This window comes from Rhizorhabdus antheiae, from assembly GCF_049889055.1.
Classification (GTDB): domain Bacteria; phylum Pseudomonadota; class Alphaproteobacteria; order Sphingomonadales; family Sphingomonadaceae; genus Rhizorhabdus.
The window spans coordinates 34,900-49,451 of sequence record NZ_JBLTWO010000002.1 but is presented as its reverse complement, the minus strand read 5'-3'; the positions used below and the strand labels follow the sequence as shown (position 1 = coordinate 49,451).

Here is a 14,552-nt window from a genome sequence, read left to right as displayed (position 1 = left end):
GCGCGGCAGAATATCTGAGCCTAGCGACCCTGCATCCTTGCGACTCGTGCGACCGCACGCTTATGGAGGGCACGTAAGTGCTGTCCGGGGAGGCATGGGTGAAGAAGATCGAAGCCATCATCAAGCCTTTCAAGCTCGATGAAGTTAAGGAAGCCCTCCACGAAGTGGGCGTCTCCGGTATCACTGTGACCGAAGCCAAGGGCTTCGGCCGGCAGAAGGGCCACACCGAACTCTATCGCGGTGCCGAATATGTCGTCGACTTCCTGCCCAAGGTGAAGCTGGAGGTCGTTGTCGACGACAGCCTGGCCGAGCGGGTGGTCGAAGCGATCGCATCTGCCGCGCAGACGGGTCGCATCGGCGACGGCAAGATCTTCATCCTGCCGGTCGAGGGCGCGGTCCGCATCCGGACTGGAGAGAGGGACGCCGACGCGATCTGATCGCCGCGGCGCCAATTTAGAGCAGGGGCGGCACACCGCCCGACACATTCACGGATTTTCTCACGGGGAAGGCAAGGATATGGCGAACAAGCCCGCTGACATTCTCAAGATGATCAAGGACCAGGAGATCGAGTGGGTCGATCTTCGCTTCACCGATCCGAAGGGCAAGTGGCAGCACCTCACCATGTGCGCCGGCGTCGTCGGCGAGGACGAGCTGACCGACGGCTTCATGTTCGACGGTTCGTCGATCGAAGGCTGGAAGACGATCAACGAATCCGACATGATCCTGAAGCCGGACCTCGACGCTGTCTGGACGGACCCCTTCTCCGCCACGCCGATGCTGATCCTGGTGTGCGACATCGTCGAGCCGTCGACCGGCGAGCTCTACACCCGCGACCCGCGCTCGACCGCCAAGCGCGCCGAGGCCTATGTGAAGTCGATCGGAATCGGCGACACCGTCTATGTCGGACCGGAAGCCGAGTTCTTCATGTTCGACGACGTCCAGTTCGATACGACCTACAACTCCAGCTACTACAAGCTGGATGACGTCGAGCTGCCGACCAACACCGGCAAGGCGCTCGAAGGCGGCAATCTGGGCCACCGCCCGCGCGCCAAGGGCGGCTATTTCCCGGTCGCTCCGGTCGACAGCGCCGTCGACATCCGCGCCGAGATGGTTTCGACGATGCTCGAAATGGGCCTGCCCTGCGACAAGCACCACCATGAGGTCGCCGCTGCTCAGCATGAGCTCGGTCTGACCTTCGGCACGCTCGTCCAGACCGCCGACCGCATGCAGATCTACAAATATGTCTGCTGGCAGGTCGCGCAGGCCTATGGCAAGACCGTCACCTTCATGCCGAAGCCGATCAAGGAAGATAACGGCTCGGGCATGCACACCCACATCTCGATCTGGGACAAGGGTCAGCCGCTCTTCGCGGGCAACGGCTATGCCGGTCTGTCGGACACCTGCCTCTATTTCATCGGCGGCGTGATCAAGCATGCCAAGGCGCTCAACGCCTTCACCAACCCGACGACCAACAGCTACAAGCGCCTGGTCCCGGGCTATGAAGCGCCGGTTCTGCTCGCCTATTCGGCGCGCAACCGCTCGGCCTCTTGCCGCATCCCCTATGGCACCGGTGCCAAGGCGAAGCGCGTCGAGTTCCGTTTCCCGGACGCGATGGCGAACCCCTATCTCTGCTATGCGGCGCTGCTGATGGCTGGTCTCGACGGCATCGAGAACAAGATTCATCCGGGCGAGGCGATGGACAAGAATCTGTACGATCTTCCGCCGGAAGAGCTCGCCCTGGTTCCGACCGTTTGCGGTTCGCTGCGCGAAGCGCTGAACTCGCTGCAGGCCGACCACGCCTTCCTCACCAAGGGCGGCGTGTTCACCGAGGACCAGATCGAAGCCTATATCGAACTGAAGTGGCCGGAAGTCGCCCGTTGGGAGATGACCCCGAGCCCGGTCGAGTTCGACATGTACTTCTCGAACTGATCTTCGCCTTCACCGGCACAGGAAAGGGCTCCGGGGCTTCGGCTCCGGGGCCCTTTCTCTTTTGGCATGCCCCGGCGGGTTGCCAGCGTCCGCCCGCAAGCCTAAGGCGCGACTGGATTTTTCGATGAACGCTCCCCAGACCTTTCAGGACGAAAACATGTCCCACGGCTTGCCCTTCGGCGAGTTCGTGGCGTTGATGGCGTCGCTGATGGCGGTCAACGCGCTGGGGATCGACATCATGTTGCCCGCGCTCGGCCGGATCGGATCGGAGCTCGGCGTGACGATCGAGAACCACCAGCAGCTGGTGGTGGCGGTCTATATCGGCTGCTTCGGCTTCGGTCAGCTGATCTTCGGTCCCCTCGCCGACCGCTTCGGCCGCAGGCCCGTCCTGTTCTCGACGCTCGGCATCTATGCGGTCACCAGCTTCGTCGCAGCCCATGCCGGCAGCTTCGATTTGCTGCTGATTTCTCGCGGCCTGCAGGGTTTCGTGGCGGCTTCCACCCGCATCCTGTCGATCTCGATCGTCCGGGACTGCTATGCCGGACGGCGCATGGCGCGGGTGACCTCGCTCTGCTTCATGGTGTTCCTGGCGGTACCGATCGCGGCGCCGACGCTGGGCGAACTGATCCTGCTCGTGGCGCCATGGCACTGGATTTTCTATCTGCTCGGCGGCTTCAGTCTGATGGTCTGCACCTGGGCCGCGATCCGCCTGCCGGAAACGCTGACGCCCGCCAACCGCCGCTCGATCGGTGTCGGGTCGATCGTAGAAGCGACGCGGATGACGCTCGGCGACCGCTGCTCGCTTGGCTATGCGCTGGCGTCAGCCGTGATCTATGGCGGGCTGGTCGGCTTTCTCAACAGCGTGCAGCAGATCTTCGCCCACAGCTTCAATGCGCCACAATATTTCGCGCCCGGCTTCGGCCTGATCGCGGGCATGATGGCGATCGCCGCACTGATCAACTCCCGGATCGTCGAGCGGCTCGGCACCCGGCTGGTGTCGCACAGCGCGCTGGTCGCGATGATCCTGCTGTGCCTCGTCCGCCTGGCGATCGTTGTCAGCGGTCACGAGACGATCTGGACCTTCTCCATCCTGCAGGGGATGACGATGTTCCTGTTCGGCCTGACCGGATCCAACTTCGGGTCGATGGCCATGGAGCGCATGGGCACGATCGCCGGCACGGCCGCCTCGATCCAGGGCTTCATGCAGAGTGTCGTTGGCACGCTGATCGGGCTTGCCATCGGCCAGTCTTTCCAGGGAACCACCCTGCCCCTCACCCTCGGCTTTCTGCTGGGCTCCTCGGCCGCCTTGGTGATCGTCGTGCTGGCCGAGCGGGGCAAGCTGTTCCAGGCACACAACCCGCAGCCGGTCGGATGCAGCTGACCGACGCCCTGGCGGGGACCGCCGCCCCCGCTCAATAATCCTTGGAGACCCGGACGCTCGCGCTCTGGCGACCGATGGTCGAGATGCTCGACAGCAGCGACAGCCAGCGAGTCAGCTGGAACTCGATCCGCGTCGCCGAATAGCCCTGCCCGTCGCTGATCACTTCGACGAAGGTGCGTCGGCCGATATATTTGCCGGCTGCAATCGAGGTGCCGATGCCGATCGTCGGATCGGCCGGCAGGATGCGCAGCCGATCGAGGCCCGCCGCCTTGCGCACGACATTGATCGGATTGAGCCCGCCGCGATTGCCGCGCAGCGAGCCGACGGCGGCGGCAAGCTGCAGTGCCTCGGGTGCGGACAAATTGGTGATCGAGGTGCCGAACAGCAGCCTCGACAGCAGCTCGTCCTCGGGCAGCGCCGGAATGCTGGTGAAGCTGATCTCAGGCTTCTGTCCGGTCCCGGCGACGCCGATCGTCGCGCTGACGCCATTGAGATTGGCTTTGGCGGTGATGTCGAGCAGCGGATCGGGTGGCGTCTCTCCCAGGAAGCGGATCGCGCCCCGATCAAGATCGAAGCGACGGCCGGCAAATTCATAGCCGCCCCGAACCAGATCCATCCGGCCGCGGATCGAGGGGTTCTCGATCGTGCCGCCCAGATCGAGTTGCCCGCGCCACTCGCTGTCCAGGCCGAGGCCCGACACGGTCAACTGGTTGCGCGCGACCATCTTGATGTCGAGCTTCCAGGGGGCTCGGCGGCGGACCTCATTCTCGTCGTCGGGCCGGTTGAGCTCGATCGTCGCGAATTGCGGAATCGTCGCGACCGTGGCCGCCCGGCCGAGCTGGAAGCGCCCCTTCACCAGCCGAACATCGCCCGAGATGGTCCCGCCATTGCCGTTGGAGACGAAGCGGACCGGCCCCGTCACCGTGGCGCCGATATCGTCGCGGTTGATCAGTTGGGCGTCGTTGGCGTCGATCGCGACATCCATGCCCAGTCCGGCTTCGGCGGACAGGTCGAAGCGGGCCTTGCCCGATATGGTACCGTCTCCGCGCGTACGGCCCTTCAGCGAGTCGATCAGCAGGGTCGAGCCATCGAAGCGGCCACTGGCGGCGATGCTGGTTATGACCGTACCCGAAACCGCGCTTTCGAGCCGCGCCTGGGTCGATCGCAATGTTCCGCGAATGACCGGATTGGCGCCGGTTCCGCTGATGTCCGCGCCGATCGCGATCGGGCCCGACAGGTCGATCGTCTCGACCCCGAACAGGCGCCACAGCATGTCCGCCGGGCCACCATAGCGGAGCTGAGCGAAGATCTTGCCTGCGAGCAGGCGGTCGTCGAGCGCGCCCGCAGGCGGGATGTTGGTGATGCGCGCCTGCGCCCGACCGATCACCTTGCCGCCGCTCGAGACCACGGCACGGGCGGCGGCGACATTCTCGGTCAGAACAGCGGCGAGGCCGACATCGGCCGGGCGGGACGTCAGGACCAGCCCAGATCGCGACAGTCCCTTGATCGTCAGCCTGGCACGTCCGGTCGGTATGCGGGCTCCGCGCTGCAGCCGATAGTCGACATCGCCGGTGGCGACGCCCGACAGGCCGAGCTGAGGATAGAACATGTCTAGCAGCGACAGCGGCATCGACTGGACGACAGCATGGACCTCGTTCGCCGTTCCGCCGAATCGCCCGGCCAGCGTCGCGCGGCCATTGGCGAAGCTGAGCGCCACCGGATCGAGCCGCCAGGCGTCGCCGTCGCGGCGCAGCACCGCAGTCTCGTCCAGCTTGACCGCCTTGCGGTCGATCACCCCCTCGGCCGCCAGCGACAGGCGGTCGGGGGCGAAGCCCAGCTTCGTCGTCAGCTCGAAACCACGCCCGCGCGAACCGGCGATGGTGGCGTCGATCGTGCCGCTTCCGCCCCGTGCCGCCAGCGTCGCGCGGGTGCGGCCGATCGTCACGCCCCGGATCATCGACCCGAACAAGGCCGCCGTCGCGTCGATCCGCGCGCCCGCCGGATCGAGCAGGACGGTTCCGTCAATCCGGCCGCGGTTGACCGTGAAAGGAACGGCAGCCGCTAAACTGGCCCTCCGGGCGCGCAGATGGCCTTCGATCTTCTGGAGCCCGCCTTCGACCGAGAAGGTCAGCGGTCCGGTCACCGTCCCGCCGGCGAGATCGACCCGGCCGGTGAAGCCCTGCGGGTCCGATCGGATCGATCCGCTGCCCTCGGCACCGCTCACCGACACTGCCGCCACCGCAATCGTCGCGGCTTGGCCGGCGGGCATCACTATCGCACCCCGGCTGTCCCATGGGCCTAGATAGGAACCGCCTGCCGCCCGATAAGCAAAACCCTGCGGCGTCGGGTCGAGATGGACGACGGTGTCGGTCAGGCCGAGCGCGGGCACGGGCGAGGCCAGCACCAGATCTACCTCGGGCCTGCTGATATTGCCGTCGAGCGTCAGCTGCAGCGGGCCATAGCGCGACTGGCTGCCGCTGCCCTTGAAATAGAATGTGCCGTCCCGTCGTCGGAAGCCGGTGCCGCTGATACGGATATCCGGAGCGGTCAGTTGCAGGCGGTCGAAATGCAATATGCCGTCGGCGTCGCGCCGAAGGCGAGTGTCGATAAAGGGCAGCCCGCCAGCAAGCGAGCGCAGGAAGCCATTGTCGAAGCGGCGTACCCATGCCCGACCGCGACCCGTCACAGATGTACCGCGCCCGCCCGAGCCCGGCAGCACCGTCAACTCGGAATTGACGTCGACAATGCCGATGCCGGGAATGAAATAGCGGAGCAGCTTGCCCGTCAGAGCGACGTCATAGGCGCCCGTCTTCAGGTCCAGCCGCAAGGACAGGTCGCCAGCCAGCTTGTCGGACTTCAGCTTGAGCTTGTCACCAGTGACCTTGCGTGCGGTGATCAGCAGCGTGCCATCGAGCGAGAGATTGCCGAGGATGCCCCCCGCAACGTCGCCGATGCCGGTAACCCGCCGCGCGGTCAGCCGGACCGGAAGCTTTACCGGCGCGGGCGACAAAGCCCCCTTGCCGGTCGCGCGAACGACGTCGAAGCCGGTATTGTCGAACGCGACATGATCAGCGGTCAGGGTGTAGCTGTAGGTCGCCGTGGCGAAGGGCCCGTCGAAGCGCGCGTCGAGCGCGATGTTGCGCCCGGTCATGTTGGGGAACAGCGCCGGCGGGCGGAGCAGCGATCCCTTCACACGCACGCCGTCAAAGGCATATTCGGCGAGATCGGCGACGCCGCGGACATCGAAGACCAGCGACGGCGTGCGGATCGAAGCGCGTCCATTTAGGCGCCGATCGACCATCGAGGCATCGCCCTTGATCCGGATCTGCGGGTCGCTGAGCCGCTGCAACTTGCCGCTAAGAAAGCGGCTGGGCGCGAGAAAGCCCTCAAGCGCATATCGGCCCTTTTTGGCCTGAAGCGCGAGTTCGATCAGGCGGGTCTCGCCGGCATCGAGCGTGGCACGCCCCTGCCAGGCGGACCAGGTGCCGCTGCCCGAGACGACGCCGTCGACCGGCTGCTTCCATCCCGTCAGCGATGCGATCACACCCGATGCGGGACCCTCGATCCGCGCGTCGAGGTCGAACAGATTGCGGTCGGGCTGTGAATCGAGCTGGAGGGCGATGCGATCGGCGGCGTTGGATCGCGCATTGAGCTGCAGCAACACCCGCCCGGCGTGGATGTCGGCGCCGGCGTCGAGCGTCATCAGATGAAGCCGCCCGGCAACCGGAGGTTCGAGACGGAGCTTCCTGACCTCCAGCTTGCCGACATGAATGTCGAAGCCGGGCAGCAAGGGCCCTTTGCGCGTCGACGGACGCAAGGCGGGCTTGCGGTGCAAGATCAGCAGGTCGGTGGTCGCGCGGCGGATCCACAGCTTGTTCGCGATCCATGCGGCCGGCCGCCAGTCGACCGCCAGTTCGGGCGCCTCGAGAAACAGACCGCGATCATCATAGAGGCGGAAGTCGCGGATCGTCGCACGGTTCCAGATCGAGCCGTCGATCCGGCCGACATGAATGCGCAGGCCGGAGGACGGCCGCAGCGCGCCGACCCGATCGGCGATCAGGCGATGTCCTGGTGCGCTGTCGAGCATCCAGATCGCTGCTGAGAGCAACAGCAGCAGGGCCAGCAAGACGATAGCCACCGCGCGCAGCAAGGGATGCCGCTGCCGCCAGGCCAGTACCCGCTCCTCGACATCCTCGACCAGGTCGCGATCGACGCTCATCAGAAGGCCTGTCCGAGCGACACATAGACCGCCACGCGCGAGTCCCCGGCTCGGCGGTTGATCGGCGTGCCGACATCGACTCGGATCGGGCCGAAGCTGGTGTAATAGCGCACGCCCAGACCGGCCCCGTAGCGAGGGTTGCGGAAGGTCGGCAGCTTCGCGGCGTAGAGATTGCCGCCGTCGAAGAAGGGCACCACCCCGAAATCGCCGAAGCGGATGCGGGCCTCGATCGAGAACTCGGCCAGGCTGCGGCCGCCGGCCGGGTCGCCGTTGATGTCGACCGGGCCGATCTTCTGATAGCCATAGCCGCGCACCGAGCCGCCACCGCCGGCATAGAAGCGCCGCGTCGGTGCGATCCGCTCCGCCGAGGCGCCCCAGATGGCACCGAGACGGACGCGGCCCGCCAGAACGATGCGGTCGCTGACCGGCATGTAGCTGCTGCCGTCGAGCTGGCCCTTGAAATAGCCGAAGGCGCTCCCTTGCAGCGAAGCCTCTGGCGAGACGCGCGCCGCCAGCCGGAAACCGCGCGTCGGGTTGAGGAGGTCGTCCGATCCGTCATAGGACAGGCTGGAGGGGAGCGCGCCGATCAGATATTGGCGGCGGCGGGGGGCGCCGGTCGCCTTGACCGTATCGTCTTCCTTGGACGCGACCAGTTCGACGCCATAGGACCAGGTCCATTTCTTCTGCCAGATGATGTTGGTCTGGCGCTCCAGGCCTGCGCCGAGCGTCACGCTGCGCGCCTCATAGGCATTCTGGTCGAGATGGCTGACGACGAGTTGGCCGGTGAGCACCCGGTCGCGCGTCTTGAAATTGTTGCGGCGGAGCGTTGCGCCGAGCGACTGTTCCTGCGTACCGAGCACGCCCCGGAAGGTCACCGCTCCCTCCGGCCGGATCAGATTGCGATGCTGCCAGCTCGTTTCGACCCGATAGCCTTCGCCCGTACCATAGCCGATCGCACCCGAGATCGTTCTCGGCGGCGCCTGGTCGAGCTTGACGACGATATCGACCACCTCCGGGTCAGGCGTGGCGACGGGCTTGATCGACACTGTCGATACGAGGCTGGTCTGGATCAGGGCCCGACGGAAGTCCTCCATCTTGGTCGCGTCATAGATATCGCCACGCCTGAAACGCGCGATCCGGCCTAGATGTCTGGCGCTGAACAATTGCCGTCCATCGATCCGTATCTCGCCGATCCGCTGGACGCGGCCGGGATCGACATCGACCGACAGGGCGGCCCGATTATCTTCGTGATCGATCGTCAATTTGGGTTCGCCCACCTTGGCGAACACCAGCCCGCGCTGGCCAAGACTCGTCTTGAGCGCCGCCAGGCCAACGGCAATCTTGTCCGAGTCCGCCGGGTCACCGGGACGCAGGGTAAAGGCCTCCCGCAACTCGTCCGACAGTGCGCCGGTCTCCGTCAGGCCGGGCATGTCGACCGTCGACAGCGTGTAGATCGTGCCCGCCCGCACCCGGAGAATGACCGACAGACGCTCGCCGCGCTGCCCCTCGATCCGCGTGACGACGCTGGCGTCATAATAGCCTGCGGTCCTCAGAAGCTCACCGAGCAGCGCCTCGTCCTGCCGCGCCCGTCGGTCGATCTGGGCGGTGTTACCGGTGCCCTTGCCTTCTTCGAGCGCAGACAGCGACTTGAAGCGGGCGCGGATCGACGCATCCGCTTCGGGGGAAACGCCGTCTTCGCCCGTCAGCCCGTCGATGCGGACGTCGTAGCGGCGATCGGCCTGGGCATCGGCGAGCGCCTCGTCATCGGATTCGACGGCAGTGTCCGCTGGTGATGCGCTTGCCGCATCACGGCGCGCGCCCCCCTGCTCGTCGGCGGCGGTGGCATCCGGCCAGTCGACTTCCATCTCGGGCAAGGGCGCCATATCGGCCGAGGGATCGACGTCACCCGGCTCGGCCGGTTCGACAGAAGAGATCGAAGAAGATTGCTGTTGCGCTTCGCTGGGTGCCGAAAGGACCAGCAAGGCGCCGAAGACGAGCAAGGGCGCACCGGACGGCATACTGTCGAAACGCATCGTGCGACCCTAGCGGGAGGCCAGCGGCGTCGCCAGCGCCAACTTGCCCTCACCCCGCATGCCAATGCCGACAAAAGCGGAGGCGTTGCGCGAAAGCGTCAGTCAGTGGATCGTGCCGACCGCGACATCCTGCGCGAGCACGGCGAGGAAGCGCTCGATCTGGCGCCACTCGCAGAAACGAATCGAATTGCCGAGCTCCCGATAATGGCGGCTACGCGCCGCCGCTTCATCGATCGCGAGCATGCCGAACTGGCTCAGCAATTCCTGCGCCTGCTCGATACTGCTCCGATGGGCGATGTAGAATATCTCTTCCAAGATCGCGAACCCCGTGAACACCTGCGAAACACTACACAAGGCCCATGCCAGCACTTCAGGATTGGCGGTTTTCCGGGCTTTCGATGGTCGACGAACTCTTTACCATGTCCCGTGGCAGGACGGTCTGTCCCGTGCCGGGACATCCGGGACATGACTGACGCGGTAGCGGACATGACTGGCGCCGCCGGGAGGAGCATGGCATGGGGGCCGCCATGGAACAGAATAGCCGCACAGCGTCCCGCGCGGGCGGAGCGATCATCGCCTTCTCGATCCTTGCCGGGGCGGTCATCGGCGCGCGGCAGGGTCAGCCCTCGGCCGGCACGCTCATCGGCACCGCGATCGGTGTCGCCATCACGCTCGCGCTCTACTTCTACGATCGCCGACGCGGCTGAGCGTCGAACGCCAGACGGGCGCGGCTACAGCTTTCGTCCGCACCACAGCACCCGGCCAATGATCCGCAAGGCCGCCGGGTCGAAATCGTCTATATCCGCATAGTCTGGATTGTCGCTCCGGACGATCCAGCTATCCCCATCATGAACGAGCCGTTTTACCATCAGCAGGTCGTCCAGGCTGAGCACATGAATGGCATCCGGGATGGGCGTCGTCGCGCTGAGGTCGACCAAAATGTCGTCACGGTCGCGCAGAGTCGGTTCCATCGACTCGCCCGATACGCGGATGACCGACAGCCGTGACGTGCGCCGGGCGCCGATCTCCTTGAGCAGCGCGGGATCGAAGGCGAACGGTCGCCCCCGCTCCTCGATATCCGCCACGCCCCCCGGCCCCGCCGACGCACGAACCTCGATGCGCGGCACGGCCCGCAAGCCATTGTCATGCGCCGCTGCCGACCTGGAAGGCGGCGATGCCGACCTGCCGCCGAGCCGCTCTTCGGGCACGCGCAGATAGGCTGCGATCCGCGCCCGGTCCTCCTCCGACAAGCGGCGCGGCGTACCCCGCTTGATAAACTGCTGGATATAGGCCGGATTGCGCCCGATCAGCCGCGACAGCGAGGAATAATCCTCGCCTCTCTCACGGATCAACTCGTCGAGGATGCTGCGCACGTCTTCCGTCATGTCTCTCCCTATCCCTAGGATTTTTCCTAGACAAGTAGGAAATGAGAAAGAACATACAGTGAACATATGAGTCGAAGAAAGGAAGAGCCAATGTATCTGCTGAGAGACGTCGAGCGGCACCTGCGGCAATCGGGGACCAAGCCATCGCGCTTCGGCCGCGAGGCACTGGGCGACCCGGCCTTCGTCGCAGCGCTTCGTCGGGGCCGGGAACCGCGAACAGCGACGGCCGAGAGGGTCAGAGCGCATATCGCTCGCTGGCAGGCCGAGGCGAAAGAGCAGGTCCGATGAGCGACCCTGGCAAGGCGCTGCTCGCGGCACTTCGATCACGCTGCCGGCCCTATGCCCGGCTCCATGCGACGCGATCGGACAGCCACCCCTGGCGCAGCCTGCTGTTCGACGGAGAGCGCCACCTGCTGGATGTCGCGATCGACGGGCCGGATGTCGATCAGGCGGTTCGCACGCTCCGTGAGGCGGCGATCATGGCCGACCTCGATCTGCCGGGCCATCTGCTGGTCGAACTATCGATGGAGAAGGTCGACCTGACGGCCGACCCGGCAATGTTTCGGCTGCGTGCACTGACGCTGGATGCCGGAAGCGCACTCAGCGCCTGATCATCTGCCTCAATTGTTCGAGCGTCATATGCAAAGGCTGCTCGAGCAGCGCATCATTGGCGGGCGCGTTTCCGCTCGCCTGCGCACGCGCGGCCGGGGCCGGGTTCGCCGCGACGGGCATCGGTGGCTCGGGCGCGGAGAAGACGATCGGCGCGATCAGCGGAGACGGCACCGGATCGGCCGGGAAGCGCGGGTCAGGCACAGTCCCGAACATGGGCGCGATGGGCGCCCCTGCCGGGTCAGGGACCACCGGCGCGACCGGCGCCGCAAAGGCCGGCGGTACAGGTACCGATGGCTGCGGCGTGGGTGCCGGCTGCGGAGCAGGCGCTGGCACGACCATCGGGATTGGCTGCGCGGGCGCGCGTGCAGCTGCGGCACGGCGACCTTCAAGACTGCGCTCAAGCCGCTCGAGCAAATCCTCCAGACGCGCACGATCAAGACCGGCACTGCCAGCGCGCGCAGATACGGGGCGGTTCGATGCCACCGGTGTTGCCAGCGGCGAGGCGGTCGAAGCGGGCCATTCGGGAGGAGGCGGGGCGCTTGCCGGTCTCGTCGCCTCCTGCGGTGACAGCGAAGGCGCGATCGTCGAAACCGGCCGGGGCTGCTCTACCGGCTGAGCAATTTCAGGCGCCGTAACATTCAGCTCGAACGGAGGTTCGACCTGCGGAGCGGCAGTCTCGACCGGCGGCATTTCGGGCGCGACGGGAGATGCCGGCGAGAAGGCCGCAAGGATGTCGGGCACCGCCACCGGGGCAAGACGTCCGGCCAGAGGATCGGACGCCGGCTCGGATGTCTCGGCAGTTGCAGAAACCGGCAACCCCGGCGGGCTGAGGATGCCGTCCTCGATCGCCGGATCGGCCGACGACAGACCCTCGTCGACTCTCGGGCCCGGCGCGGGCAGCCAGCTCGGCATGCCAGGCGGCACTTCCGGGGCGGCCCGGGCCGCAGGGGGCGTCGGAATCGAAGGCGCTACCGGGGCAGCCGGGGCGATCAGCGTCTCGGGCAGCACCGTCTCGTCGAGCGGAGGCCAGGAGCCCCGCCCTGCCGGCAATGGATCTGCGGCCCAGCTCGGCGCCGAAGGCGGCTGGAGGGGTGGCAGCGGCGATGCGCCCAACACGGGCGGCAGGGGCGGAGCAGAAACGCCCGCACCCGGCAGGATCTGGCCAGCAGGCGGAAAAGCGTCGCCGACACCGGGCAGGAACGGGGCACCGCCGGGGGGGGGATCGCCGATATCGGTGCGAGCCGACAGCGGACGACGCGGATCGCTCGCTATGTTGCCCGGCGCCCAGTCGTTCCGAGCCAGCGGGCTACCGCTGTGGCCGATCAGATCGAGTGGGTCGGTCGGCCGAAAGGCATCGTCGTCCTCGTCCTCGAAATCATCCTCGCGACCCGGCATGATCACGCTCAGGCCGGCTTTGCCGAACAGCAACCAGTCGAGCATCACCCACCCGACCGCCGAGACCAATATGCCGGCCAGCACCGCCAGGAGGGTGCGGTCATTGGGAGAGATGGGCGGCTCCGCCTGAACCATCAGCTTGGACAGGCGTGTCGTCGTCGTGATCGTTTCGAGCAGGCTGATCGGCATGGCCAGCACGAAAAATGCTGCCGCCACGCCCAGCAATATGGCCAGCAAGCTGCCCCAGATAAGGCTCGATCGCCGCCGCGCTTTGCTCTGTACCATCGGAACGCCCATATTAACTCTATCACCCATTAATAAGGCAAAATTGGGATTCCGTTACTTTCCTGCCGCATATTTGCGTTTTCGACGATCATGTCTTCGCTCCGCCCACCGTTGTCAGGCGCTCATAGACAGGGCGATAGCGCGCGACGTTGACCGCCCAGTTCCGCTCGCGCTCGACAAAGGCCCGGGCCACGTCACGGCGTTCTTCCCACAGCGAGCGATCCTGCAACAGGCCTGCAAGCGCGGCAGCCAGCGCCGGCGGATCGTCGGGCGGGAACAGCAGGCCGGTCACGCCTTGCTCGATAAGTTCGCGATGCCCGCCGACGTCGGATGCCGCGACGAGACGGCGTTGCGCCATGGCCTCGAGCGGCTTGAGCGGAGTCACCAGATCGGTCAGCCGCATCGACTTGCGCGGATAGGCGAGCACATCGATCAGGCTGTAATAGCGCTCGACCTCCTGGTGCGGCACACGGCCGACGAAGTGGATACGATCGGCGACCGGGGACATCTCCGCCTGTCGCCGGATCGCGGCCTCCATCGGACCGCCGCCCACCAGCAGCAGGGCGGCACGCGGGCAGCGCTCGACCAGCGCCGGCATCGCCGCGACCAGATCGTCGAGCCCTTCATAATCGTAGAAGGAACCGATGAAGCCGATCACCTCGGCCTCCCCCAACGCCAATTGCGCGGCCAGCGCGCGATCGGGCGGCGGGGGGGCGCCGAAGAGTTCCAGATCGACCCCGTTCGGCGATACCATGATCTTGCCGGGCGCAACGCCCCGCGCGACCAGATCGGCCCGCAGCCCCTCGCAGATCACCGCGACCGCATCCGCGCGCGACACCACATGGCTCTCCAGCGCGCGGACCGCCCGATATTTCAGGCTACCCTCGCGCCCCGTCCCGTTACCGACCGCCGCATCCTCCCAGAAGGCGCGGATCTCATAGAGAAACGGCAGACCCAGCCTGCGTGCGGCGAGCGAAGCCGCAAGACCGACCAGCGCTGGAGAATGGGCATGAATCAGGTCAGGCTTCCACTCCGTCGCCACCTCCAATATGCGGCGGCGCAGCGCCGCCACTTCGCGCCACTCACCGATCGGCGTCGGGCCATCCGGCGCCGAGCCGCTCCGGTGGAAGATCAGCCCCTCCTCCACCGCCGGGTCGGGAGACGGTGCATTGTAGCGCGGTCCGGTCACAGCCCTGACCTCCCAGCCCATCGCCTGCTGCGCCTTGAGAATCGCGCGTGTACGAAAAGTATAGCCGCTGTGGATCGGCAGGCTATGATCTAGGACGTGGAGTATCTTCATGTGCGGCGAAACG

General features: G+C 66.1%; 11 protein-coding genes. 5 read left to right on the top strand and 6 right to left on the bottom strand.

Annotation, left to right across the window (positions count from 1 at the left end; translation table 11 throughout):
* Positions 1-98: 98 nt before the first annotated feature.
* The 3 genes from ACNI3R_RS04560 to ACNI3R_RS04550 all read left to right on the top strand — a co-directional run bounded on the left by ACNI3R_RS04560 (position 99) and on the right by ACNI3R_RS04550 (position 3,310).
* On the top strand, positions 99-437 hold the full coding sequence (locus ACNI3R_RS04560; RefSeq protein WP_296626014.1) for a P-II family nitrogen regulator: 339 nt from the start codon (positions 99-101) through the stop codon (positions 435-437).
* A gap of 79 nt (positions 438-516) precedes the next feature.
* The gene (glnA, locus tag ACNI3R_RS04555; protein WP_426180342.1) at positions 517-1,929 is read left to right on the top strand and encodes a type I glutamate--ammonia ligase; all 1,413 of its coding nucleotides are present in this window, start codon (positions 517-519) and stop codon (positions 1,927-1,929) included.
* 124 nt (positions 1,930-2,053) lie between these two features.
* The gene (locus ACNI3R_RS04550; RefSeq protein WP_426180341.1) at positions 2,054-3,310 is read left to right on the top strand and encodes a multidrug effflux MFS transporter; all 1,257 of its coding nucleotides are present in this window, start codon (positions 2,054-2,056) and stop codon (positions 3,308-3,310) included.
* Between the two features lie 31 nt (positions 3,311-3,341).
* Here the strand turns inward: ACNI3R_RS04550 and ACNI3R_RS04545 are convergent, their stop codons facing one another.
* From ACNI3R_RS04545 to ACNI3R_RS04535, 3 genes are all read right to left on the bottom strand, one after another.
* Entirely contained in the window at positions 3,342-4,583 is a 1,242-nt protein-coding gene (locus ACNI3R_RS04545; RefSeq protein ID WP_426181437.1) for a translocation/assembly module TamB domain-containing protein, read from the bottom strand.
* A 2,945-nt stretch (positions 4,584-7,528) separates the two neighbouring features.
* A complete protein-coding gene (locus tag ACNI3R_RS04540; protein ID WP_426180339.1) occupies positions 7,529-9,562 on the bottom strand; it encodes an autotransporter assembly complex protein TamA in 2,034 nt (677 codons plus the stop codon).
* Positions 9,563-9,664: 102 nt separating this feature from the next.
* Complete coding sequence (locus ACNI3R_RS04535) at positions 9,665-9,898, bottom strand: hypothetical protein (protein ID WP_426180337.1); 234 nt, start codon at positions 9,896-9,898, stop codon at positions 9,665-9,667.
* 179 nt (positions 9,899-10,077) lie between these two features.
* Here ACNI3R_RS04535 and ACNI3R_RS04530 point away from each other — a divergent pair, with 179 nt between their 5' ends.
* Positions 10,078-10,269, top strand: a complete 192-nt coding sequence (locus ACNI3R_RS04530; protein WP_426180335.1) for a hypothetical protein — start codon at positions 10,078-10,080, stop codon at positions 10,267-10,269.
* A 24-nt stretch (positions 10,270-10,293) separates the two neighbouring features.
* Here ACNI3R_RS04530 and ACNI3R_RS04525 read toward each other — a convergent pair whose 3' ends face one another.
* Complete coding sequence (locus ACNI3R_RS04525) at positions 10,294-10,947, bottom strand: S24 family peptidase (RefSeq protein ID WP_426180333.1); 654 nt, start codon at positions 10,945-10,947, stop codon at positions 10,294-10,296.
* Positions 10,948-11,231: 284 nt separating this feature from the next.
* Between ACNI3R_RS04525 and ACNI3R_RS04520 the strand changes: the two genes are divergently transcribed.
* Positions 11,232-11,558 (top strand): hypothetical protein, encoded by a 327-nt coding sequence (locus ACNI3R_RS04520; RefSeq protein WP_426180331.1) that lies wholly within the window; start codon positions 11,232-11,234, stop codon positions 11,556-11,558.
* On the opposite strand, the gene ACNI3R_RS04515 is transcribed toward ACNI3R_RS04520, so the two are convergent.
* On the bottom strand, positions 11,548-13,239 hold the full coding sequence (locus tag ACNI3R_RS04515) for a hypothetical protein (RefSeq protein WP_426180329.1): 1,692 nt from the start codon (positions 13,237-13,239) through the stop codon (positions 11,548-11,550). The two genes, ACNI3R_RS04520 and ACNI3R_RS04515, sit on opposite strands and share 11 nt — an antisense overlap.
* Before the next feature lie 88 nt (positions 13,240-13,327).
* A complete protein-coding gene (locus tag ACNI3R_RS04510; protein ID WP_426180327.1) occupies positions 13,328-14,539 on the bottom strand; it encodes a TIGR04063 family PEP-CTERM/XrtA system glycosyltransferase in 1,212 nt (403 codons plus the stop codon).
* Positions 14,540-14,552: the final 13 nt, after the last annotated feature.

Excerpts from the sequence above, each read along its gene's own strand:
- glnA (WP_426180342.1), top strand. The coding sequence starts at position 517 with ATGGCGAACAAGCCCGCTGACATTCTCAAGATGATCAAGGACCAGGAG.
- ACNI3R_RS04550 (WP_426180341.1), top strand. The coding sequence starts at position 2,054 with ATGAACGCTCCCCAGACCTTTCAGGACGAAAACATGTCCCACGGCTTG.
- ACNI3R_RS04545 (WP_426181437.1), bottom strand. The coding sequence starts at position 4,583 with ATGCTGTGGCGCCTGTTCGGGGTCGAGACGATCGACCTGTCGGGCCCG.
- ACNI3R_RS04540 (WP_426180339.1), bottom strand. The coding sequence starts at position 9,562 with ATGCGTTTCGACAGTATGCCGTCCGGTGCGCCCTTGCTCGTCTTCGGC.
- ACNI3R_RS04530 (WP_426180335.1), top strand. The coding sequence starts at position 10,078 with ATGGGGGCCGCCATGGAACAGAATAGCCGCACAGCGTCCCGCGCGGGC.
- ACNI3R_RS04525 (WP_426180333.1), bottom strand. The coding sequence starts at position 10,947 with ATGACGGAAGACGTGCGCAGCATCCTCGACGAGTTGATCCGTGAGAGA.
- ACNI3R_RS04520 (WP_426180331.1), top strand. The coding sequence starts at position 11,232 with ATGAGCGACCCTGGCAAGGCGCTGCTCGCGGCACTTCGATCACGCTGC.
- ACNI3R_RS04515 (WP_426180329.1), bottom strand. The coding sequence starts at position 13,239 with ATGGTACAGAGCAAAGCGCGGCGGCGATCGAGCCTTATCTGGGGCAGC.
- ACNI3R_RS04510 (WP_426180327.1), bottom strand. The coding sequence starts at position 14,539 with ATGAAGATACTCCACGTCCTAGATCATAGCCTGCCGATCCACAGCGGC.